General features: G+C 57.9%; 20 protein-coding genes, 1 tRNA gene and 1 pseudogene. 19 read left to right on the forward strand and 3 right to left on the reverse strand.

What is annotated here, in order from left to right; genetic code table 11:
- The first annotated feature begins 168 nt into the window (after positions 1–168).
- The 8 genes and pseudogenes from GZ092_RS00615 to GZ092_RS21185 all read left to right on the forward strand — a co-directional run.
- Positions 169–4,086 (forward strand): FAD/FMN-binding oxidoreductase, encoded by a 3,918-nt coding sequence (locus GZ092_RS00615; RefSeq protein ID WP_293633586.1) that lies wholly within the window; start codon positions 169–171, stop codon positions 4,084–4,086.
- Entirely contained in the window at positions 4,083–4,511 is a 429-nt protein-coding gene (locus GZ092_RS00620; protein WP_293633588.1) for an HIT family protein, read from the forward strand. The genes GZ092_RS00615 and GZ092_RS00620 overlap by 4 nt, the downstream gene beginning before the upstream one ends.
- A 38-nt stretch (positions 4,512–4,549) precedes the next feature.
- A complete protein-coding gene (locus GZ092_RS00625) occupies positions 4,550–4,963 on the forward strand; it encodes a DUF971 domain-containing protein (RefSeq protein WP_293633590.1) in 414 nt (137 codons plus the stop codon).
- A gap of 98 nt (positions 4,964–5,061) precedes the next feature.
- Complete coding sequence (gene ubiE, locus GZ092_RS00630; RefSeq protein ID WP_293633592.1) at positions 5,062–5,793, forward strand: bifunctional demethylmenaquinone methyltransferase/2-methoxy-6-polyprenyl-1,4-benzoquinol methylase UbiE; 732 nt, start codon at positions 5,062–5,064, stop codon at positions 5,791–5,793.
- A 58-nt stretch (positions 5,794–5,851) separates the two neighbouring features.
- Positions 5,852–6,844, forward strand: coding sequence for a TIM44-like domain-containing protein (locus tag GZ092_RS00635; RefSeq protein ID WP_293633594.1), 993 nt, complete (start codon positions 5,852–5,854; stop codon positions 6,842–6,844).
- A gap of 179 nt (positions 6,845–7,023) precedes the next feature.
- Entirely contained in the window at positions 7,024–7,785 is a 762-nt protein-coding gene (locus GZ092_RS00640) for a hypothetical protein (protein ID WP_293633596.1), read from the forward strand.
- Positions 7,782–9,335, forward strand: a complete 1,554-nt coding sequence (gene ubiB / locus GZ092_RS00645; protein ID WP_293633598.1) for a ubiquinone biosynthesis regulatory protein kinase UbiB — start codon at positions 7,782–7,784, stop codon at positions 9,333–9,335. The genes GZ092_RS00640 and ubiB overlap by 4 nt, the downstream gene beginning before the upstream one ends.
- A gap of 130 nt (positions 9,336–9,465) precedes the next feature.
- Positions 9,466–9,573 (forward strand): annotated as a pseudogene (locus GZ092_RS21185) (FmdB family zinc ribbon protein); the annotation flags it as partial.
- Between the two features lie 29 nt (positions 9,574–9,602).
- On the opposite strand, the gene GZ092_RS21190 reads toward GZ092_RS21185, so the two are convergent.
- Complete coding sequence (locus tag GZ092_RS21190; RefSeq protein WP_363254154.1) at positions 9,603–9,833, reverse strand: hypothetical protein; 231 nt, start codon at positions 9,831–9,833, stop codon at positions 9,603–9,605.
- Positions 9,834–9,845: 12 nt separating this feature from the next.
- Between GZ092_RS21190 and GZ092_RS00655 the strand changes: the two genes are divergently transcribed.
- Positions 9,846–10,475, forward strand: a complete 630-nt coding sequence (locus GZ092_RS00655; RefSeq protein ID WP_036772474.1) for a DUF502 domain-containing protein — start codon at positions 9,846–9,848, stop codon at positions 10,473–10,475.
- Positions 10,476–10,512: 37 nt separating this feature from the next.
- Complete coding sequence (aspS, locus tag GZ092_RS00660) at positions 10,513–12,330, forward strand: aspartate--tRNA ligase (protein WP_293633600.1); 1,818 nt, start codon at positions 10,513–10,515, stop codon at positions 12,328–12,330.
- Between the two features lie 155 nt (positions 12,331–12,485).
- Here aspS and GZ092_RS00665 read toward each other — a convergent pair whose 3' ends face one another.
- Positions 12,486–12,929, reverse strand: a complete 444-nt coding sequence (locus GZ092_RS00665; RefSeq protein ID WP_293633601.1) for a universal stress protein — start codon at positions 12,927–12,929, stop codon at positions 12,486–12,488.
- A gap of 527 nt (positions 12,930–13,456) precedes the next feature.
- Between GZ092_RS00665 and GZ092_RS00670 the strand changes: the two genes are divergently transcribed.
- From GZ092_RS00670 to GZ092_RS00680, 3 genes are all read left to right on the forward strand, one after another.
- A complete protein-coding gene (locus GZ092_RS00670; protein WP_293633602.1) occupies positions 13,457–14,281 on the forward strand; it encodes a sensor histidine kinase in 825 nt (274 codons plus the stop codon).
- On the forward strand, positions 14,278–14,922 hold the full coding sequence (locus GZ092_RS00675; RefSeq protein WP_293633603.1) for a response regulator transcription factor: 645 nt from the start codon (positions 14,278–14,280) through the stop codon (positions 14,920–14,922). The genes GZ092_RS00670 and GZ092_RS00675 overlap by 4 nt, the downstream gene beginning before the upstream one ends.
- Positions 14,923–15,103: 181 nt before the next feature.
- Entirely contained in the window at positions 15,104–15,493 is a 390-nt protein-coding gene (locus GZ092_RS00680; protein ID WP_293633604.1) for a response regulator, read from the forward strand.
- A gap of 168 nt (positions 15,494–15,661) precedes the next feature.
- Here the strand turns inward: GZ092_RS00680 and GZ092_RS00685 are convergent, their stop codons facing one another.
- Complete coding sequence (locus GZ092_RS00685; protein ID WP_293633605.1) at positions 15,662–15,871, reverse strand: hypothetical protein; 210 nt, start codon at positions 15,869–15,871, stop codon at positions 15,662–15,664.
- Between the two features lie 273 nt (positions 15,872–16,144).
- On the opposite strand from GZ092_RS00685, the gene GZ092_RS00690 reads away from it, so the two are divergent.
- The 6 genes from GZ092_RS00690 to GZ092_RS00715 all read left to right on the forward strand — a co-directional run bounded on the left by GZ092_RS00690 (position 16,145) and on the right by GZ092_RS00715 (position 21,665).
- Positions 16,145–16,221 (forward strand) — tRNA-Arg (locus GZ092_RS00690).
- A gap of 1,084 nt (positions 16,222–17,305) precedes the next feature.
- Entirely contained in the window at positions 17,306–17,608 is a 303-nt protein-coding gene (locus GZ092_RS00695; protein WP_293633606.1) for a hypothetical protein, read from the forward strand.
- A 29-nt stretch (positions 17,609–17,637) separates the two neighbouring features.
- Entirely contained in the window at positions 17,638–18,486 is an 849-nt protein-coding gene (locus GZ092_RS00700) for a hypothetical protein (RefSeq protein WP_293633608.1), read from the forward strand.
- Positions 18,479–18,886, forward strand: coding sequence for a hypothetical protein (locus GZ092_RS00705; protein ID WP_293633610.1), 408 nt, complete (start codon positions 18,479–18,481; stop codon positions 18,884–18,886). The genes GZ092_RS00700 and GZ092_RS00705 overlap by 8 nt, the downstream gene beginning before the upstream one ends.
- Positions 18,883–20,331, forward strand: a complete 1,449-nt coding sequence (locus GZ092_RS00710) for a hypothetical protein (protein WP_293633612.1) — start codon at positions 18,883–18,885, stop codon at positions 20,329–20,331. Before GZ092_RS00705 ends, GZ092_RS00710 begins: the two co-directional genes overlap by 4 nt.
- Before the next feature lie 275 nt (positions 20,332–20,606).
- Positions 20,607–21,665 (forward strand): DNA-binding protein, encoded by a 1,059-nt coding sequence (locus tag GZ092_RS00715; protein ID WP_293633614.1) that lies wholly within the window; start codon positions 20,607–20,609, stop codon positions 21,663–21,665.
- The last annotated feature ends 27 nt before the right edge of the window (positions 21,666–21,692 follow it).

Here is a 21,692-nt window from a genome sequence, read left to right on the forward strand (position 1 = left end):
AAAAAACACTCTAGCCAGGTTTTGTGACAGCGCCATTTATACGACACGCTGCACGCAAGGCAAGCGGGGTTTCCATGAGGTCATTCTGGCCCGGTGCCCATAAAAGGTGCGCTGCGATAATATCGGACCAAAGCGCTGGACGTGGGTCCGAAGCCGCTGAAATTCACGATGAACGCACCTACCACCCTCCAAGAACTGAATGTTTTCGCCGACGGCGCAAAGCACGCCGAACCTCGCATTCGCGAGATTCCCTACAACTACACCTCGTTTTCCGACCGGGAGGTGGTGATTCGCCTGCTGGGCAGCCGGGCCTGGGACCTGCTCAACCTGCTGCGCGGCGAACGGCACACCGGCCGCTCGGCGCGCATGCTGTACGAAGTGCTGGGCGACATCTGGGTGGTGCAGCGCAACCCTTATCTGCAGGACGACCTGCTCGACAATCCCAAGCGCCGCAAGCTGCTGGTTGAAGCGCTGCAGCACCGGCTGGCAGAAATCGAGAAACGCCGCACGCCGCAAGCCGACCGCGAGCGCGATGCCATCGTGGGCGAATTGCTGCAAGGCGCACAGGCGGCCATTGGCCGGTTTTCAGCCTCCTTTGAGGAAGTCGCCAGCCTGCGCCAGCAGACCGAGCGCCGGCTGCGCAAGATCACGCTGAAAGACAACATCAAGTTCGACGGCCTGTCGCGTGTTTCTCACGTCACCGACGCCACCGACTGGCGCGTCGAATACCCGTTCGTGGTGCTGACGCCCGACACCGAAGTTGAAATGGCCGGACTGGTCCAGGCCTGCATCGAGTTGGGGCTGACGATTGTTCCGCGCGGCGGCGGCACCGGCTACACCGGCGGGGCGATTCCGCTGACCTGGAAGTCGGCGGTCATCAACACCGAAAAGCTCGAAGCCATGACGGAAGTCGAGATGGTTTCCTTGCCCGGTCTGGACACCCCCGTGGCGACCGTGTGGACCGAAGCCGGCGTGGTGACGCAGCGCGTGGCCGATGCGGCGGAGCGCGGTGGCTATGTGTTCGCGGTCGATCCTACGTCTGCCGAAGCCTCGTGCATCGGCGGCAATATCGCCATGAATGCCGGCGGCAAGAAGGCTGTGCTGTGGGGCACGGCGCTCGACAACCTGGCGTCCTGGCGCATGGTGACGCCTGACGCCGAATGGCTGGAAGTGACCCGAGTGGGTCACAACCTGGGCAAGATCCACGACGCCGAGATGGCGAGTTTCGATTTGAATTACTTTGAGGCTGACGGCAAGACGCCGATCCGCACCGAGCGGCTGGACATTCCCGGCAAGACTTTCCGCAAGGAAGGCCTGGGCAAGGACGTGACGGACAAGTTCCTGAGCGGCTTGCCGGGCATCCAGAAAGAAGGCTGCGACGGCCTGATCACCAGCGCGCGCTGGATTGTGCATCGCATGCCGGCGCACACGCGCACGGTATGCATGGAGTTCTTCGGCAATTCCAAGGACGCCGTGCCGAGCATCGTCGAAATCAAGGATTTCATGTTCGCCGAGCAAAAGCGCGGCGGCGCGATTCTGGCCGGGCTGGAGCATCTGGACGACCGCTATTTGCGCGCCGTCGGTTATGCCACCAAGTCCAAGCGCGGTGGCAACGGCAAGGGCGGCGTTACTGGCGTACCGAAAATGGTGCTGATCGGCGACATCGCTGGGGACGACGCCGATGTGGTGGCGCGTGCCACCAGCGAAGTCGTGCGCATTGCCAATTCTCGCAACGGAGAAGGGTTTGTTGCCATCAGCCCCGAGGCACGCAAGAAGTTCTGGCTGGACCGGAAAAAAACAGCGGCGATTTCGCGCCACACCAACGCCTTCAAGATCAACGAGGACGTGGTGATTCCGCTGCCGCGCATGGCCGAATACACCGACGGTATCGAGCAGATCAACATCGAGTTGAGCCTCTCGAACAAGATCAAGCTGTGCGACGCACTGGATGCGTTTTTCCGCAAGGGCAACCTGCCGCTGGGCAAGGTAGAGGACGCCAGCGAGATTCCTTCGGCCGAACTGCTGGAAGACCGGGTCGGCCAGGCGCTGGCGCTGGTGGCCGAGGTGCGCGGTTTGTGGAGCGTCTGGCTCAGGGACGTGGCAACGCTGTTTCCGCAGTTGCAGGACCACACGCTGCGCGCCAGCTGGAAAACCCAGATTCGTGCGCCGCTGCAGGCGATTTTCAGCGGCGGCGCGTTCAAGCCGATTCTTGAGGAATGCAGCGCGATTCACAAGCGTGTCCTCAAGGGCCGGGTTTGGGCCGCACTGCACATGCACGCGGGCGACGGCAACGTACACACCAATTTGCCGGTCAACAGCGACGACTACGAAATGCTGCAGGCAGCCCACGGCGCGGTAGCCCGCATCATGGTGCTGGCGCGCTCGCTCGACGGCGTGATTTCCGGCGAGCACGGCATCGGCATCACCAAGCTTGAATTCCTGACCGACGAGGAACTGCGTCCGTTCACCGAATACAAAGCCAGGATTGACCCGGAAGGGCGCTTCAACAAAGGCAAGCTGCTACGAAATTCAGAGCTGCTTGCAAACGGCCAGCATGCGCTAACGGCCGATTTGACCAATGCCTACACGCCCAGCTTCGGGCTGATGGGCCATGAGTCGCTGATCATGCAGCAAAGCGACATCGGCGCGATTGCCGACAGCGTCAAGGACTGCCTGCGCTGCGGCAAGTGCAAGCCGGTGTGCGCCACGCACGTGCCGCGCGCCAACCTGCTGTACAGCCCGCGCAACAAGATTCTGGCAACGTCGCTGCTGGTCGAGGCCTTTTTGTACGAAGAGCAAACCCGGCGCGGCATCAGCCTCAAACATTGGGAAGAGTTCGAGGACGTGGCCGACCACTGCACGGTCTGCCACAAATGCCTGAACCCATGCCCGGTCGATATCGACTTCGGCGAGGTGTCGATGAACATGCGCAACCTGCTGCGCAAAATGGGCCAGAAATCGTTCCGGCCCGGCAATGCGGCGGCGATGTTCTTTTTAAACGCCACCAGCCCGCAGACCATCAAGGTGATGCGCACGGCGATGGTTGGTGTCGGCTTCAAGGCCCAGCGCCTGGCCAATGATGTGCTCGGCGTGCTGGCTAAAAAGCAGACCGCGCATCCCGCCTCCACCGTGGGCAAGGCACCGGTGAAAGAGCAGATCATTCACTTCATCAACAAGAAGATGCCCGGCGGCCTGCCCAAAAAGACCGCCCGCGCCTTGCTGGACATTGAAGACAAGGACTACGTCCCGATCATCCGCAACCCGAAAGCCACCACGGCGGAAACCGAGGCGGTGTTCTACTTTCCGGGTTGCGGCTCGGAGCGATTGTTCAGCCAGGTCGGCCTGGCGACACAGGCCATGCTCTGGCATGCCGGCGTGCAGACCGTGCTGCCGCCGGGCTACTTGTGCTGCGGTTATCCGCAGCGCGGCAGCGGCGATTTCGACAAGGCCGAGAAGATGATCACCGACAACCGGGTGCTGTTCCACCGGGTCGCCAACACGCTGAATTACCTCGACATCAAGACGGTGGTGGTGAGTTGCGGCACTTGCTACGACCAGCTCCAGGGCTACCAGTTCGACAAGATTTTCCCCGGCAGCCGGATCATTGACATCCATGAATACCTGCTCGAAAAAGGCATCACCCTGCCGGCGAACCAGCCCGGATTCCTCTACCACGAGCCGTGCCACAACCCGATGAAGCTGGGCGACTCGATGAAGACGGTCAAGGCGCTGATTGGCGACAACGTGCTCAAAAGCGAGCGTTGCTGCGGTGAATCCGGCACGCTGGGTGTGACCCGGCCGGACATTGCGACCCAGATCCGCTTTCGCAAGGAAGAGGAAATCCGCAAGGGCGAAGCCGAGCTGCGCGCTTCGGGAGCTGTTGCCGCGACCGGCAATGTCAAGATTCTGACGAGTTGCCCCAGCTGCCTGCAGGGTTTGACGCGCTACGGCGACGATCTGCAGAATGGCCTGCTCGAAGCTGATTACATCGTGGTTGAAATGGCCAACCAGATCCTGGGCAAGGACTGGCTACCCGACTATGTGGCCGCTGCCAACCACGGCGGCATCGAACGGGTGCTGGTATGACGGATTCTGCGTGCCCCTTGTGTGAGGGCGATGACGGCCTGCTGGTGTTTCGCAATGAAGACTTGCGCATCATCCAGGCCAGCGAGGTCGGCTTTCCGGCGTTTTACCGGGTGGTCTGGAACCGGCATGTGGCCGAGTTTTCCGACCTGTCGGCCACTGAACGGCAGGTTTGCATGCATGCGGTCACGAAGGTCGAGCAGGTGCTGCGCAGCGAGTTGCAGCCCGCCAAGATCAACCTGGCCGCGCTGGGCAACATGGTGCCGCACCTGCACTGGCATGTTGTGGCGCGGTTTGATTGGGACAGCCACTTTCCGGCGCCGGTCTGGAGCGCGGCACAGCGTCCGGTAGATGAAGAGAAGGCCGCGACCATCGCCTCGCGGTGCATTGACATCAACCGGCTGATTGCCGAAGCCATGGCGCTTTGAAGCGCTCTTACCCTTTTATTCAGAAAGCGACACACCCGATGGCAGGTCTTCAATCCGGGTCACCGACCCCCACGGCGCTGACGGTTCACAGCCAGTCGCGCCTTCTCGAAGTGGCCTTTTCAGATGGCGCTGCATTCAAAATTCCGTTTGAGCTGATGCGCATCTATTCCCCGTCGGCCGAAGTCCAGGGCCACGGTCCCGGGCAGGAAATCCTGCAGACAGGCAAACGCGAGGTCAATGTGGTCGAGCTCGAGCCGATTGGCAATTACGCCGTCAAGCCGGTGTTTTCCGATGGCCACGAAAGCGGGTTGTTCACCTGGGACTACCTGTACCACCTGGGCGCCGACCAAAGCCTGCTCTGGGAAGACTACGAGCGCAGGCTGCAAGCCGCCGGCGTGGAGCGCGACGCGCCCATGATCGTAGCGGGCGGGCACGGCTGCAGCAGCCACTGACGCGGCATTGATTTTTCCCAACAATTCCCCTGCCAATGACCTGAGTCAGTGCAGGGTTGTCGCTGTCAACCGGCACTTTTCAATCTAGCATTCACCTTATGACAACTACCCACTTTGGTTTTGAATCGGTCGATGAGCAGGACAAGGCGCGCCGCGTGCGCAGTGTGTTCGACTCGGTTGCGCCCAAGTACGATGTGATGAACGATCTGATGTCGATGGGTCTGCACCGCGCCTGGAAGGCCTACACCGTGCTGGTTGCCAACGTCAAGGAAGGCCAGCAGGTGCTCGACATTGCTGGCGGCACGGGCGACCTGGCGCTGGCGTTCGCGCCCAAGGTGGGCGCCACCGGGCGCGTGGTGCACACCGACATCAACGAAGCCATGCTCAGGGAAGGGCGCAACCGGCTGATCGACGCCGGCGTGAACTTGCCGACGCTGGTGTGCGACGCGGAACACCTGCCTTTTGCCGATGCGAGTTTTGATGTGGTCACCGTGGCTTTCGGCCTGCGCAACATGACGCACAAGGATGTGGCGCTCAAGGAGATGAATCGGGTGCTCAAACCCGGCGGCAAGCTGCTGGTGCTGGAGTTTTCCAAGGTGGCCAAGCCGCTTGAAAAGCTTTATGACTGGTATTCGTTCAAGGTCTTGCCAAAAATCGGCAAGCTGGTGGCCAACGACGATGTCAGCTACCAGTACCTGGCCGAGTCGATCCGCATGCATCCGGACCAGGAAGAACTGAAAACCCTTATGCAAAATACTGGCTTTGGCCATGTGGATTACCACAACATGTCCGGCGGGGTGGTGGCATTGCATGTTGGAATCAAGTGTTGACAGGTTTTGCGGCTTCTTGCCGTGAGCAGGATTTAATTGGTTTGACGAAGGAGACGATATGAAAATTTGGCAGGTCATTCTTTCCGCAGTTTTTGCGGTAACCCTCACCTTGTCGGGTACGCCGGCTGACGCCAAGCGCATGGGCGGCGGTGGCTCCTTCGGCAAGCAGTCGTCCAACGTGACGCAGCGCCAGGCACCTGCCAACAATGCGGCCACTCCGTCCGCCGCGCCTGGGGCAGGCGCCGCAGCCGCAGCCGCACCGAAAAAGCCGTGGGGCGCCATGCTTGGCGGCCTGGCCGCAGGCCTGGGTCTGGCCTGGCTGGCTTCGTCGCTGGGCCTGGGCGGAGCTTTCAGCCAGATCATCATGTTTGCCTTGCTGGCACTGGTGGTCATGGTGGTGATCGGCTTTGTCATGCGCCGGCTCAAGGGCGGCGCGGCAAATTCGCCGGGCGCCACCCAGGCGCAGTCGCCCTTCGCCTTCCAGGGCGCGGGCAATGCGCCTGAAGCCGCAACGGCCAGAAACTACAACCCGGCCAACGTCGGCAACGACGCGTCGGCACGCCCCTGGGAACGCAGCGCAACGGCTTTTAACGGCAACGCTGCCGCTGGTGCAGCAGGGGGCTCGATGATCGGCTCCGGTCTGGCGGGCTCGCAGTCGTGGGGTGTGCCAGCCGGCTTTGACGCCGAAGGCTTCCTCAAGGCCTGCAAGTCCAATTTCGTGACCCTGCAGGACGCCTGGGACCGCTCGGACATCCAGAACCTGCGCGCCATGATGACGGACGACATGCTGGAACAGATCAAGACGCAGCTGGCCGACCGCGAAACCCACACGGGTGGCGCGTCCAACAAGACCGAGGTGGTCATGCTCGACGCGCAGTTGCTGGGCATTGAGGAAATGAGCGACGTGTACATGGCCAGCGTCGAGTTCTCCGGCATGATCAAGGAAGACGCCTCCAGCGGCGCCAGCCCGTTCCGGGAAGTCTGGAACATGACCAAGCCCCGCACCGGCGGCAGCGGCTGGCTGGTCGCCGGTGTCCAGGCCTTGCAATAATCCCCCACGCTCCCCACTTCGTGTGGTTAGCTGTCCCCCGAGGGGGCGTTGCGCCTGCGGCCCGGCAAAGCCGGTTCCGCGGCCCTGGCTGGTAAAGACGCCACACGCTGGTAGATAGAAGCAGAAGCAAAATAGGGGCATCGCCGGGCAGGCTGTTTATCCTGCAAAATCGGAGACGTATGAATAACACGTCTCCTTTTTCATTTCTGGAATCCATCGCCACCCGTTTTCAGCCTCCCGCCTGGGTGGTTGACGAGGGGCAGCAGCGGCTGGTACTTTTTCTCAACCATGTTCTGCTGCAGGAAAAGCAGGCCCAGGAACGGCTCTTGCGGCAAAAAGGCCGCGTGGTGCATTTGCGCTGGGGTTTGTTTGCTCTTGATTTAATCGTCACCCCGGCCGGCCTCGTGGATCGTGCACCGGCGCTTTGCACGCCGGACCTGGTTCTGTCGGTTGCCGCTGAATCGCCGCTGGCTGCGGTGCAGTCGGTGCTGTCAGGAAAGGCACCAGCCGTCAAGATTGACGGCGATGTGCAACTGGCGGCCGATATCGGCTGGCTGGCTGAAAATTTGCGATGGGACGCCGAAGAAGACCTGTCCCGCCTGATCGGCGATGCGCCAGCCCATGCGCTGGCCGACGCCGGACGACGACTGGCCTCAGGCTTGAGGCAGTTTTTGACCAAGGGACCGCTGGCGCCTGCTGCGCAGGCCGCAGCCACATCCCCGGCGGCTTCGGCATCTGCCGTGCCACCGCGCAGGACTGCACCTGTCGCTCCAGTGTCGCCGGCATCAGCAACCAGCCCATTGCCTGCCGAGGCGGCCGCAGATACTGCCGGGCCTGCTGCTCCGGATGAAGCCGCTAGTGGCCCCCTGCCTCCCGGCGAAACCGGCACCTCTGGTCCCGCAGGCGAGGCACCCCCCATGCCGCCCGGGGCCGCTACATGAGCCGGATTTTCCGGGGCTTCTTCATTGTCTGGACGGTGCTGCGGTTCGGGCTGGACGAACTGGTCCTGTCAAGTTTCGAGAAGCCATGGATTCGCCTGCTCTCGCGCACCGTGTCGATTGGTCGCAATCTCAAAGCCCCCCGCGGGGAGCGTCTGAGGCAGGCGCTTGAACACCTGGGGCCGATTTTTGTCAAGTTCGGCCAGGTGCTCTCCACCCGCCGCGACCTGCTGCCGCCCGACATTGCCGACGAACTGGCGCGGCTGCAGGACCGCGTGCCGCCGTTCCCGTCGGCCGTCGCGGTGGCGATCATTGAAAAATCCTTTGGCAGACCGCTTGATCGTATCTTCGAAAGCTTTGAGCAGACGCCGGTCGCCAGCGCATCGATAGCGCAGGTTCACTTTGCCACGTTGCCTGGCGGCCGCGAGGTGGCCGTCAAGGTCCTGCGGCCCAACATGGTGGCCGCTTTCAGGAAAGACCTGGCGCTGATGCGCATGATGGCTGGCTGGGTAGAGCGCGCATCAAAAGACGGCAAACGCCTCAAGCCGCGCGAGGTAGTGGCCGAGTTCGACAAGTACCTGCACGACGAGCTTGACCTGCTGCGCGAGGCATCGAATGCGGCCCAGCTGCGCCGCAACATGCAAAGCCTGAACCTGGTGATGATTCCGGAGATGTACTGGGACTACTGCATGCCGGATGTGATGGTGATGCAGCGCATGTATGGGGTTCCCATTGGCCAGACCCAGCGCCTGCGCGATGCCGGCGTTGACATGAAAAAACTGTCTCGCGACGGCGTCACGCTGTTTTTTACCCAGGTATTTCGCGACGGGTTCTTCCACGCCGACATGCATCCGGGCAATATCCAGGTCAGCCTGGCGCCGGAAACCTTTGGGCGGTATATCTCGCTTGATTTTGGAATTGTCGGCACGCTCACCGAGGTGGACAAGGAATACCTGGCGCAAAATTTCAGCGCCTTTTTCCAGCGCGACTACAAGCGCGTGGCCGAATTGCATATCGAATCGGGCTGGGTTCCGCCTGCCACCCGTGTCGATGAACTGGAGTCGGCCATTCGCGCCTGCTGCGAGCCCATGTTCGACCGACCGCTCAAGGAGCTTTCGCTTGGCATCGTGCTGATGCGGCTGTTCCAGACCTCGCGCCGCTTCCAGGTGGAAATCCAGCCGCAACTGGTCCTGCTGCAAAAAACGCTGCTCAATATTGAAGGGTTGGGGCGTGACCTTGACCCCGACCTGGACCTGTGGAGCACGGCCAAGCCTTTCCTGGAGCGCTGGATGCTGGAGCAGGTTGGCCCTGAAAAACTTCTGGCCCAACTCAAGGCAGAAGCGCCGTCATATGCCAAATTACTGCCCATGCTGCCGCGTCTCATGGCGCAGTACCTGAAGGCCGGGCCACCAGCCCACTACGGCCGCCTGAACGAATTGCTGGCGGAACAAAAGCGGACCAACAAGCTGCTGCAAAGCCTGATCTACGGCGGACTGGGTTTTGTTCTGGGTCTGATCTTCATGCAGGTCTTGTTGCGTATTCGACTGTTTTGATGCGAAATGCCGCTCTGTGGGCATGGTTGGCGCACTGTGACCTGTGCGTCGGGGCAAGCCCTATAATTGAAGGCTTTGCACCGCCTGGCCTTTAATGGCGGAAAACTCCCGGAAAACGAGCTCAAGCACCATGCCCATCTACGCCTACAAATGTGAATCCTGCGGATTCGCCAAGGATGTATTGCAAAAAATGTCGGATGCTCCCTTGTCGGTATGCCCGCAGTGCCATGCATCAAGCTTCAAGAAGCAGTTGACTGCAGCGGGTTTTCAACTCAAGGGCTCAGGCTGGTATGTCACGGATTTTCGGGGCGGCAACAGCGGTGCACCCGCTTCTAAACCGACCGAGGCACAGGCCGCTGAGTCAACAGACGCCGGCAAGACCGCTTCGAATGCTGGCACCAGTGCCGGTGCGGCAGCCAGTCCGGCCGCAACGCCATCGGCAGCGGCATCACCAGCCGCATCGAGCAGCAGCAACACGACCAGCAGCGGCACACCCACAAAGTCGTCATGATGAGTTCGATTCGCCGGTGGTTGCTGGCTGGACTCCTTGTGTTGGTGCCGCTGGCCATTACCCTGGCGGTGCTCAACTGGATTGTGGCAACACTGGACCAGACCCTGCTGATCCTCCCGGTCGCATGGCATCCGGACCGGTTGCTGGGTTTTCATATTCCCGGTTTTGGCGTGCTGCTGACGTTGGGAATCGTGCTGTTGATGGGCGCCATTGCCAGCAACTTCCTGGGCAGAAAGCTGCTGATGGTCGGCAATGCCCTGCTGCGCCGCATTCCTATCGTCCGGTCGATCTATTCCAGCGTGAAGCAGGTTTCCGACACCCTTTTTTCCGAGAACGGCAATGCCTTTCGCAAAGCGCTGCTGGTGCAGTGGCCGCGCGAAGGCGTCTGGACCATCGGTTTCCTCACCGGCTTGCCAGGCGGCGACGTCGTGAATCATTTGCCTGCGGACTACGTGAGCGTCTATGTCCCGACCACGCCGAATCCCACCGGCGGCTATTTCGTCATGCTCAAGAGAGCCGAATGCGTTGAGCTGAAAATGAGTGTCGATGAAGCGCTGACCTATGTCATTTCCATGGGCGTCGTGGTGCCTGCCGCCCGCCCTGTTCCTCCACTCAATCCCCCCCTGTAAACAGCGCAGCAGCGCTGATCATCCCGAGTATTTTTTTATGGCTATCGCTGATACACAAGGCGCTCAAATGCGTACAACCTATTGCGGTCTGGTGACCGAAAGCCTGATGGGCCAGACGGTCAGCCTGTGCGGCTGGGTCAACCGCCGGCGCGACCATGGCGGTGTGATTTTCATCGACCTGCGCGACCGCGAAGGCTATGTGCAGGTGGTGTGCGATCCGGACCGCGCAGACATGTTCGGCATTGCCGAAGACGTGCGCAACGAGTTCTGCGTTCAAATCAAGGGCCTGGTGCGCGCACGCCCGGAAGGCACAGCCAACGACAGCCTGAAAAGCGGCAAGGTCGAGGTGTTGTGCCACGAGCTGATCGTGTTGAACCCCAGCGTCACACCGCCGTTCCAGCTCGACGACGACAACCTGTCGGAAACCACGCGCCTGACGCACCGGGTGCTTGACCTGCGCCGTCCGTACATGCAGAACAACCTGATGCTGCGTTACCGCGTGGCCATGGAAACGCGCAAGTTCCTTGATGCCAACGGCTTCATCGACATCGAAACGCCGATGCTGACCAAGAGCACGCCCGAAGGCGCGCGCGACTATCTGGTGCCCAGCCGCGTCAACGAAGGCATGTTTTTTGCCCTGCCGCAAAGCCCGCAGTTGTTCAAGCAACTGCTGATGGTGGCCGGTTTTGACCGCTACTACCAGATCACCAAATGCTTTCGCGATGAAGATTTGCGCGCCGACCGCCAGCCTGAATTCACGCAGATCGATATCGAAACGTCGTTCATGGGCGAGCAGGAAATCCGGGACATGTTCCAGGACATGATGACCCGGCTGTTCAAGACAGTGCTGAACACCGACCTGGGTGAATTTCCGGTCATGGCCTATGCCGAGGCCATGCACCGCTACGGTTCGGACAAACCCGATCTGCGCATCAGCATGGAGTTCACCGAACTGACCGATGTGATGGCCGATGTGGACTTCAAGGTCTTCAGCGCACCCGCCACCACGGCCGGTGGCCGCGTGGTCGCCTTGCGCGTTCCCGGCGGCGCTGAAATCAGCCGCAGCGAGATCGACGCCTACACCGAATTCGTCAAGATTTATGGGGCCAAGGGCCTGGCCTGGATCAAGGTCAACGACGTCACCAAAGGCCGCGAAGGCCTGCAAAGCCCGATTGTTAAAAACATTCACGATGCGGCGATTGCCGAGATCCTCAAGCGCACGGGCGCGCAAAACGGCGACATCCTGTTCTTTGGTGCCGACAAGTCCAAGGTAGTCAACGACAGCATTGGCGCACTGCGATTGAAGGTTGGCCTCAGTGCCTTTGGCAAAAAAACCGGCTTGTTTACCAAGGGCTGGAAGCCGCTGTGGGTGGTTGACTTTCCGATGTTCGAGTATGACGAGGACGGCAAGCGCTGGAGCGCGGTGCACCATCCCTTCACTGCGCCCAAGGATGGCCATGAAGACTGGATGGACACCGACCCCGGGCGCTGCATTGCCAAGGCCTACGACATGGTGCTCAACGGCTGGGAACTGGGCGGCGGCTCGGTGCGGATTCACCGCGCCGATGTGCAGAGCAAGGTGTTCAGTGCGCTGAACATTGGCCCTGAAGAAGCGCAGCTGAAGTTCGGCTTCCTGCTCGATGCCCTGCAGTATGGCGCCCCGCCGCACGGTGGCCTGGCCTTTGGCCTGGACCGCATCGTCACCATGATGACCGGCGCCGAGTCGATCCGCGACGTGATTGCATTCCCGAAGACCCAGCGCGCGCAGTGCCTGCTGACCCATGCGCCCAGCCCCGTCGATGAAAAGCAGTTGCGCGAACTGCATATTCGCCTGCGCAATCCAATGCCGCTGTGAACGCGCTCACCAGCAGGTAAGCAACCGTCAAAAAGGGCACCTAAAGGGTGCCCCTTTTTGTTTTCCGAGTCTGTTTTCTGCTGGCTGGATGGTGATCAATGCAGAGCGCTCGGCAGCGCATGTTGAACGCAGGCTACGGTTTTGTCAAAGTCGGCTCAACGCAGGACCAAAACCGGCACGGTGCTGTGCGTCAACACATGCTGGGTTTCGCTGCCCAGCAGCACCCGCTTGATGCCTTTTCGCCCATGCGAAGCCATGACGACAAGGTCGCACCCATGTTTGGTGGCTGCGGACATGATGGACTCGGCCACCAGGTCGGACTGCGCAACGACCGCCCTGGCCGTGACACCTTGCGCCATGGCTTGTTCTTGCACTCCATCGACAACCGCCTGGCCCTTGTCGCTCCACTGTTTTTCGGTACGGGCAATGTCATCCACCGAAATAGTGATGCCACCTTCAAAGTAACTCACCGGGTAGCGCGGCACGACATACAGTGCGACCAGTTCGGCGCCTATGGCTGCTGCCAGTTCAATGGCACTGCGCACAGCGGTCTGTGAAAGATCCGAACCGTCGGTGGCGACAAGAATTCGCTTGTACATGATGACTTCTCCAATTTAGCTACAAAGTTTCAGCGTAGGTGTATGGCGGCCTGCCGGTCTTGATTCAAGTCAAGCTCCATAACCGCTTCAACCATCTTATACCGTGAAAAGTTTCGCCAAACCCATGCCGAATAGCCAGCGTTGAACCCGTTGGACGGGCATCTGCAGCATGCAGGAAAGCTAGCGTTTTTGCTATTTTATTAATAGCTGCCAGCACACGCACAGTCAGCGCAAAAGACGTTTTCCATGCAAAAAGTTGTTTGTTGATGAGCGTCCATGCGTTTTAGCAGTTTTTCATGCAAAAGCTAGCTGAACTGGGTAGCAAAGTCTGTAACCGCAATAACGTTTTGTAGATAAGCCCTGCTATTAAGCGAACTGCATTCCCATTTGCTTTAAGGTCATTCCACAAGCAGACAAAAAGATGTGCGTTTGCCCTTGTGTCTTCAGGCGCGGCCATCAGCAATGCCTTGAAAGTCAGCGCATCGCCTGATGTTCAGACTGACCATAAGAAATCTTCCGGAGGAACCATGAAAAGCCAGATGCATTTTCAGATCGATTCAAAAGGAGCGTTAGGCTTAGGGGACAAGCGGCCAGCCAGTTATCAGTTTCGCGGCCTGGCGCCTTTCCCTGAAGGGTTCATGCTCAACATCCCGCTGGAGTCGGCTGAAACCGCACCGTTTTTGGAAGATCGGCGGGCTTTTGCCATTGCAGCGCAGGCTATTCGCGAAGAGGAAAAAGCCCGCCTGGCCCGAGAGTTGCACGATGAGCTCGCGCAGTCATTGACGGCGCTGAAGATGGACACGATCTGGGTTCGCGACCACGCTTCATCTGTTCCCAGGATGGTGACCGACAAACTGACCGAGATGGTGGAAATGCTTGACCGCACGGTGGCTGCAACGCGCCGGATGGCTGCCGATCTGCGGCCGCTGATGCTCGATGACCTGGGTCTGGTGCCGGCCATCGAATGGCTTGCAAGCAGTTTCATGCAGCGCTGCGGCGTGCCCTGCACGCTTTCGGTCAACGACGAACTGGAGCTTGAGTTGCCCGAACCCTACGCAACGGCCGTGTTCCGGATCGTTCAGGAGTCGCTCAACAACATTGCCAAGCATGCGGCGGCCTCGCAGGTCATCGTCACGCTGGACAAGACCCTGAATACGGTGAGGCTGCGAGTGCAGGATGATGGTTGCGGATTCTTTTCGGATGGCGCGCGCAAGCCCCAGTCGCTCGGGCTCCTGGGGCTGCGCGAGCGGGCGAAACTCCTTGGGGGAAGCGTTGTCATCCGCAGTGCGCGGGGGCAGGGAACCACCGTCGAGGTCAGTATTCCCATGGACCCGATGGGAGTTTCTCAATGATCAGGATCGTCATCGCCGATGACCATGCCATTGTGAGAGAGGGCCTCAAGCGCATCGTCACCTCGGCGGAAGACATGACCGTGGTAGGTGAAGCATCGAACGGAACGGAGGTCATGCGCCAGGTGCGCGAGTCTGATTTCGATGTCCTGGTTCTTGACTTGTCCATGCCGGGCCGAAGCGGAATGGAACTGATCAAGCTGGTGCGTTGCGAAAAACCAAAACTCCGCATTCTTGTGCTCAGCATGCATGAAGAACTGCAGTACGCCGTTCGCTCGATCAAGTCCGGCGCCAGCGGCTACCTGACCAAGGAAAGTGCGCCGACGCAACTGATGCAGGTACTGCGCAAGATTGCAGCAGGCGGCGCCTTCATAAGCACCGGGGTTGCCGAGCAACTGGCACTCGGCTCCATGCTGGGATCCACCTCGGCAGCGCATGAAAGGCTGACGGACCGGGAGTTCGAGGTCTTCCGTTTGATCGCCATCGGCATGTCCGTCACCGATATCGCGGGGCGGCTGAACCTTTCGGCCAAAACCATCAGCACGCATAAAGCCAATCTCATGCAGAAGATGAATCTGCAAAACCAGAGTGAACTGATTCGTTACGCCATCAAGCATGGCGTGACCGAGCCGCTGGAGCCCTGAAGCGATTTGAAGCGGCGTGCCGTCCATGCGCGGTGCTGATGCATCCTTTTCATACTCTCCGGGCAGCCGGGATTGGCTGATGAATGGTCGGCGCAGGCCCTTGACACATCCAGAATTTTCCGATGCTGCTTGTCAGGCAACGCGTATGGCGTGCCCCATGGAGAGGCGGCAAAGTAGCGCAATGGCCCAGGAAAATGCATCGTTGAGAATTTTCATTGCAGACGATTCGCTTCTCATACGCGAGCGCGTGGCGTCGATGCTCGGAGCCAGCGCCATGACCGTCGTCGGCCAGGCTGAAACACCCCAGGATTCAATCGAGGGCATTCTTGCTGCTTACCCTGATGTGGTGGTGCTGGACGTTCAACTCGTCGGCGGGTCTGGCCTGCAGGTTTTGCGGGCCATTCGCCATGCCGCGCCCGACATTGCATTTGTGATCTTCAGCAACAGTTCGGACCCGATCTATCGAAAATGCTACCTGGGTGCCGGTGCCGAGGATTTCCTGGACAAGACCTACCAATTTGATCAGCTCGCGAAAGCAGTACTTGATGCCTCTCAGCATGCCGACTGTTGAGATTTTTCAGCGCCAGTCGAAGGACCGTTTGCCATGTCCGCCGTTTTCGCAACGCAAGCTTTCATTGAACAGTGATTGATACTGCCAGGATTCCCGAATGGTCAAGCCAGCTTCATTGGTAGTTCCGTCGGGTTTTGGTGAAAAAATTTCGAGTTTGCTGGCAGGCTTCTAGAATTTGCTGAAGGCTTTTTCCGCTCGTTCTTTGGCATTGCCAGTCAACAAGTGCTCGAACCTTGCCATCATTTCAATCTGCGATTGCAGCCCTGTCATGGCAAGCTGTTGACAATAGTTGAGGGAGCTTTCCATAAAAGAATTCATCAGATCGGTTTGGATTTCCAGCAGGTTTGCGGAAAAAGGGCGAAATATTTTCACGGTCATGAAGCGTGTCCTTGAATGGTGGAAGCAAAGAAGAACCGTTGAAGGTGCGAGACCATTGTGTGATCTGGTTGTTACGCACTTTTTGATCTGGCGCAAGCCCTGCGCTGTTCACGGCTAAACCCAAGTAATCAACATCCCATTTGTTTGAAAACCGAAAAACCTGGCGCGTAGACATTTTTGACAACGCCGGAATTGCCGGCATCAGCCGGAATTTATCTTCTTGCCTGGAATTGATCAATCAGGGTTAATAACTGCGCTATAATTTGAAGCTTGGCGGCTGTAGCTCAGTTGGATAGAGTACTTGGCTACGAACCAAGGGGTCGTGGGTTCAATTCCTGCCAGCCGCACCATATGAAACAAGGACTTAGAGTCGAAAAGCTCTAAGTCCTTTCTTCTTTTCAGAATCGGTGTCCTAATGGTCCCCTAAAAATCTTTGGATTGCTGCGGTTGCTGGCGGACATTGATCAATAAAACGCACGCCTTTGAGAAGGTGCAGGCAGGCATCTCAACTTGAGATAAGGCTGAGTTTCCAAAGATAGTGTGCAGGATTGAAGAGCGCACACGCCATGGCGAGCGATTCTCTCGTAGATCGCCGTAAGGTTGACAACAATTTCTAACCCTGGATTCTGCATTCTGGCCCGATGACTACAAATGTCGGACCGCTTCAGACTGGAAGGAGTCAGTGGCCGGCAGCGGTTGGCTGGCAGTAATGGGCCCAGAGCAGAAGTTCAGTCTGCACGAAACCGAACCTTCAGTGATGTTTGCGCCGGCTACAAAGTGCGCGACCTCCATCCCGGTTGCAACCATTCGTGTGAGCTGCCCCAGACCAACGCGAAGCCTGCCCGCAAGAGAAATGGCAGACCATCCAACTGGCGGATGCCGGCGTCCATAGGCAAACACAATATTGCATCCGATCGGATTCTCGCTGTCGAGCTCACAGATACAGCGCTTGCGAAGCGAGCTGGGCCAGCATGAAAGCCAGGAAGGACGGCACGCAGGCGATATGACGGTTCACGCTGCATGGCAGACCCCCAGCAAATCCTCATCAGGGCTTGTTAAGTACATCGCCACGGCGGTAAGTCGAATATGCACTTATGAATTTTTGATTGCCAGCATCCAGACGGCGACTAATAAATCCAAAAATAGGCGTTTGATAATTGAAGGGAGATCATGCCGCACCAAATTGGTGCAACATATTTGCATCAAAACGGCCTGCACTTGCCAAAAAACGAAAAATCAGTCGGTATAGTTGTATTTAACCCAAAAAGGGAATGTCAAGCGTACGATAAAAAATCGCAGGCTTAAATCTCGTTGGGTCAATGCGCCTTTTACAGAGGCAGGGTGCTGCTCGTCCAGGAATTAGATGCTCCAAGGGACTTGCAGTTACTCGCTCAGCGAAGGGAAAATATATAAAAGCGCTGAAAAGGCTATTTTATGAATGATAGTTTAGCTCAAAAATATCCCACCGGCAATGGAATTTCTGTCGTTACTCATTTTGCCGATTTGTGGCGTCGCCGAGAGGTCCTGAAGCGATTGGGGATTGAGAAAAGCCACTGGCATGACGGTATTCGAAAAGGATTTTATCCACCACCGATAAAGATAGGGGCTGCGAGCCGCTGGGGTGCCGGTGAAATCGAAGTCCTGCGTCTGGCGATTGTCAGTGGTCAGTCCGGCGATGGGCTTAAATCAACAACTGCCAGCATCGTCGCGGCACGAGTCAGTGGGCGCATATGGTAGCCACAAACGTTGGAGCCAACAGTGGCTCCTTGCTTTTCGTTGGAAAGTGGAATCACGACAACGTCAAAGATTTGGTCTTCGCCGTCGCAGCCGATGTTGTCGCCAGCACCAAATGGATGTTCAACACTGGTTGGCCATCACCATTGAGCCCAATCAATACAACGAAATCGTATTTTTATGTGCATGAATTTTGTCGTGCACGAAAAAACTCCTCGGTTTCGAAATCGAAATTCTTCGTCTACGCCCCTGAGAAACACGAATGCAACGCCATTGACGGAGAATGCTTTCCTTCCAAAAATCGCGAAAAATCGGCAATTTTCGCAAGTGATTCGCACACTTGGAGAATGAATTCAACCACGAATTGGTCTCGATTTGAATGGTGTAGTCCAGCCCGGAAGATAAAAAAACGTCATCGTTTTGATCGTTATCGTGATGATTTTTCGGTGGCGAAAGTGAATTCGCTTGCCAAATTTGCTAATGGCTTATGCTGTTTTTCGAGTTATCACAGAGGCTTTTCAGCCCGTCTAGCATCGAATTCGACGATGTTTTCGCATTCGAATATGCGTCCGATTGCGTATTTTATTTTCGGAATCGTAAGTCTTCATGCGCGGCCTACCTTGATTTTGCAAGGGCTGAGCGCGGAGTTTCACACTGATTCGGATAGTTTTGGTCACGAAAATTCCTTGACGGAAATGCGGTTGACGATGCTTTTCCTTGTCGAAAACGTAATCGAAACGTCTTCGTGTGTAGGTGCCGCAGCAGTGAAATTTCGCTACCAACAGCAAGTACATGCTTTGTACACAGATCGGGGTTGCGGTACGCCAACCTCGCTGCGTCAACTGGCTTCTCCGGTGCTAAGTGGAGTCAACCATGGATAAACCCACACCGAATCAGAAAGCAAAATCTGCCCGAAAAGGGGCGGGCGTTTCGGCGTGGGTTTCGCCCGAGGTGTCGACCGCGCTCGATGCGGTTGCAAAAGCAGAAGGGGTCACCCGCGCGGAATATATCTGCCGCTGCATTTACCAGGATGAAAAAATCCAGAAACTATGGATTGAGGGCGGGAAGCCGAAGCTTTCGTCAGTCGAACAATTCTGGCTTGCGCGGGCGTACCAGGTGGCACGCGCGGTCACCTTACTGGACAGCCTTGTTATGGGGCTTGAGGATTGCCACCTCGAAGGCTCGGCGCTGGACATGCTTTGTATGGCAGAGCAACTTTTTGCGATTCGACTTGTTCTCGAGGAGCGCTTCGCCGTTCCGACGGGAAGGAGCCTGCCATGATGCTCAAGCCTCAGGACCGCAAACGGGGATCACCACAGCGGGCCGTCAACTACCTGTTTGCAAAAGTGGACGCCAGAGGCGTGCCCAGAAAAAACGTGGAATTGATCTGCGGCTCGCCGCAAACGTTTGTCCAGATTGCCAGCAGGCTGACTTTTTACAAACGTTATGACTCCTTGGTAATTGGTTTCGCTCCCGGCGATGCCCCAACACCCCGGCAGATCGGGCTTTTCCTCCGTGACTTTGAACGCACCGCATTTCCGTCGATGCGCGATCGGGTCTGCTGGATGGTGGTGCTTCATGAAAATGAGGTGAGCCCGCATCTGCACATTTTGGTGGCTCAGGTGGATCTCCTGAGCGGCAAGCAGTTCAGCGTGCTGGCGCATGGTGCGCGACCCTTGCGCCAATTGTGTGAGCAGTGGAATCTGACCATGCACTGGGCCAGCGTCCACGATCCTTTTCGGGCCCGGCTTGCTTCCTGGGCCGAGGAAGTTCACATCCTGAACAAATCGCCCGATTGCACACTGCCGATTGGAACGCCGGTTCATGACCATTGCCGCAAACAAGCCCTTGCTGCTGTGCTGGCCGGCAGGGTGAACTGCCAGGCAGACATGGCGAGCGAAATGGAAAAAATTGGCGAAGTCGTGCGTACTGACATCCGCTCCATCACGGTGGATCTACCCGGAATCGAACCGCGTCCTAAGTCGGGCAGCACGCATGTGCGATTGGCGGGCCTGCTTTATGCAAAGGCCTTCAACCTTGCTTTGGTGCTGAGCATGCTTGCTCCGACACCTGTGCTACCAAGATTTTGGAAACGGAACGAGGACGAGGATGACCTCCAGCGCGCCTCCAAGCTGCAGGCCGATCTGGCGCTTAAAACGGCAAAACATGCCATCGAGTTCCGGCGCCGTTTTGCTTTCAACAGCAAGCGTGCACGCCACAGCATCGTCACCGAAATTGCCATCGCCACCGAACGTGCGATGCCGGCGTTTCGCGCCGACCTGGGTGTACACCCCGACCGCCACCTTTTTATCCACTCCACCATCGAATCCAACCATGAACGCCAATCCACCACCCCATGCATTGATGACCCAGTTCACCTTGACCGCCCTGAATCGGTATCTGGAGGAGGCCGTGCCTACGCTGGTCGAAAAGACGCTGGTGGAACGTCTTCCAGACCTGTGTCGACAGGTCTTGCCGCCGTTTTTCAAGGAGCATTCCGACAGGCTTTTGATGCCGCTGTTGACAGAATACTTCGCCAGCCGCTCCAGCGACTTCTCCGCCGCCTTGGTGGCGCAGCTCGAGCCGGTGGTGCGGGAGTCGGTACGAATGAGCTGCCAGGAGATCGCGAGGGAAGTCGAGTTGCCGCCGAGCGCGCCACCGCTGCTCTGAGCTTTCTTGAAGGGGAAAAGCCAAAGCCAAAGCAAAAGTCCTCGCCGATTGCGTAACGCTGAGACATGCAAATGAAACAAATCTTGTATCGGAAGACCTTGGTTTCGTGCCGGAGTTTGATACGGCATGGCCATACCGGTACGACGTGCCGTTCCGGTATGGCGAACCGCGATGTTGAACCGCAATGGCGTTCCGGATTGGCGTTCCGGATTGGCTGTGCCGGCGGGCGAAATGGGTCGCGCAGATCACCAAGCCCTACTCCGCCTCTAGCGATGCTTATCAAATCAATTCATTGCCGTGTGACGGCTCAAACACTGAAGGAATTCACCCCATGGGAAAAGCAGTGACCTACGAAGAAGTTGCAGAGAAAGCCGAACTGCTGGTTCAACAAAATGTGAAGCCGACCATCAGGGCCGTGAAAGGGGCTCTGGGTGGACGAAGCAGTGACGACGTTGCGCGGCACATGAAAAAGTGGCACGAAAACGAGTCAGCCATGTTGCAAAAGAGCTGGCGCATGCCTGACAGTATCAGTATCGCTGTTGATCTGGAAATTGGACGGCGAACAGCCGAAGTCGAAGCCCGTGCGAATGAAGGCAGGGCGCTGACAAGCCAGAAAACCGATGAGCTGTTTGAAGAAGTCGGGAAAATGCATGAAGACGAGCGCAAAGCCTGGGCCAGCGAGCGGGTTCAATTGGAAACCGATGCCGAAATGGGGCGTCGTAATTCGGCGGAAACGGTGAAGCTGCGTGGGCAGGTACGCCAGCTTGAACTTGATCTCCAGACGCGCACCGTACAGCTTGAAGCTTCAATCCAAAAGGTCGCTGATCTGCAAATTTCAGCGACTTCCGTGCAGGAAATCCATGAGCAGGCGCGTACCGCTGAAATCGACGCCAAGGTCCAGCGCAAGTTTCTGGAGGAACTGAGTGAATTGCATCGTACCAATAGGGATGACTGGAACGAGGAACGGATTCAGTTGAGGAAAGACGCTGAGGCAGGACGCCGCGATTCGGCCGAGAACGCCCAATTGCGTGAGCAGATGCTTAAACTGGAGGCGGATGTTCAGAGTGCTAACACTCGTTTCAATAAGTTGGCCGCACAGCAAGAAGGGCTAAAGCTTACGGCTGATTCAGCGCAGGAGTTCCAAGATCGGGCGCGAGTCGCAGAGGCTGCCGTGAAGGACCTGCAAAAAGAACGTGATCATTACAAACTTCAGGCCGCGATCAATGCACAGATGTTTGAGCCTTTGTTGGATCAAATCGAGGCCGATGTTCAGGCACCGATGAGCGCCACGGTAGGACACCCTCCGATTGCAGCAGCTTTCGATGGTGCCATTCATCTTGCTTCTGCTGATTTTGCAGAGGGAGTCACGAAAGGAGCAGCCGCCCACTGATACTCCCCTTCGTTCCTTTCGTGGACA

Origin of the sequence: Polaromonas sp., from assembly GCF_010365105.1 — a bacterium.
In the GTDB taxonomy this organism is placed as follows: domain Bacteria; phylum Pseudomonadota; class Gammaproteobacteria; order Burkholderiales; family Burkholderiaceae_C; genus Polaromonas.

Coding starts and splice junctions, on each gene's coding strand:
- ubiB (WP_293633598.1), top strand. CDS start 7,782: ATGAGCCGGATTTTCCGGGGCTTCTTCATTGTCTGGACGGTGCTGCGG.
- GZ092_RS00615 (WP_293633586.1), top strand. CDS start 169: ATGAACGCACCTACCACCCTCCAAGAACTGAATGTTTTCGCCGACGGC.
- GZ092_RS00705 (WP_293633610.1), top strand. CDS start 18,479: ATGGATAAACCCACACCGAATCAGAAAGCAAAATCTGCCCGAAAAGGG.
- GZ092_RS00715 (WP_293633614.1), top strand. CDS start 20,607: ATGGGAAAAGCAGTGACCTACGAAGAAGTTGCAGAGAAAGCCGAACTG.
- GZ092_RS00680 (WP_293633604.1), top strand. CDS start 15,104: ATGGCCCAGGAAAATGCATCGTTGAGAATTTTCATTGCAGACGATTCG.
- GZ092_RS00710 (WP_293633612.1), top strand. CDS start 18,883: ATGATGCTCAAGCCTCAGGACCGCAAACGGGGATCACCACAGCGGGCC.
- GZ092_RS00620 (WP_293633588.1), top strand. CDS start 4,083: ATGACGGATTCTGCGTGCCCCTTGTGTGAGGGCGATGACGGCCTGCTG.
- GZ092_RS00685 (WP_293633605.1), bottom strand. CDS start 15,871: ATGACCGTGAAAATATTTCGCCCTTTTTCCGCAAACCTGCTGGAAATC.
- GZ092_RS00670 (WP_293633602.1), top strand. CDS start 13,457: ATGAAAAGCCAGATGCATTTTCAGATCGATTCAAAAGGAGCGTTAGGC.
- GZ092_RS00625 (WP_293633590.1), top strand. CDS start 4,550: ATGGCAGGTCTTCAATCCGGGTCACCGACCCCCACGGCGCTGACGGTT.
- GZ092_RS00655 (WP_036772474.1), top strand. CDS start 9,846: ATGAGTTCGATTCGCCGGTGGTTGCTGGCTGGACTCCTTGTGTTGGTG.
- GZ092_RS00675 (WP_293633603.1), top strand. CDS start 14,278: ATGATCAGGATCGTCATCGCCGATGACCATGCCATTGTGAGAGAGGGC.
- GZ092_RS00665 (WP_293633601.1), bottom strand. CDS start 12,929: ATGTACAAGCGAATTCTTGTCGCCACCGACGGTTCGGATCTTTCACAG.
- GZ092_RS00695 (WP_293633606.1), top strand. CDS start 17,306: ATGAATGATAGTTTAGCTCAAAAATATCCCACCGGCAATGGAATTTCT.
- ubiE (WP_293633592.1), top strand. CDS start 5,062: ATGACAACTACCCACTTTGGTTTTGAATCGGTCGATGAGCAGGACAAG.
- GZ092_RS00635 (WP_293633594.1), top strand. CDS start 5,852: ATGAAAATTTGGCAGGTCATTCTTTCCGCAGTTTTTGCGGTAACCCTC.
- aspS (WP_293633600.1), top strand. CDS start 10,513: ATGGCTATCGCTGATACACAAGGCGCTCAAATGCGTACAACCTATTGC.
- GZ092_RS00640 (WP_293633596.1), top strand. CDS start 7,024: ATGAATAACACGTCTCCTTTTTCATTTCTGGAATCCATCGCCACCCGT.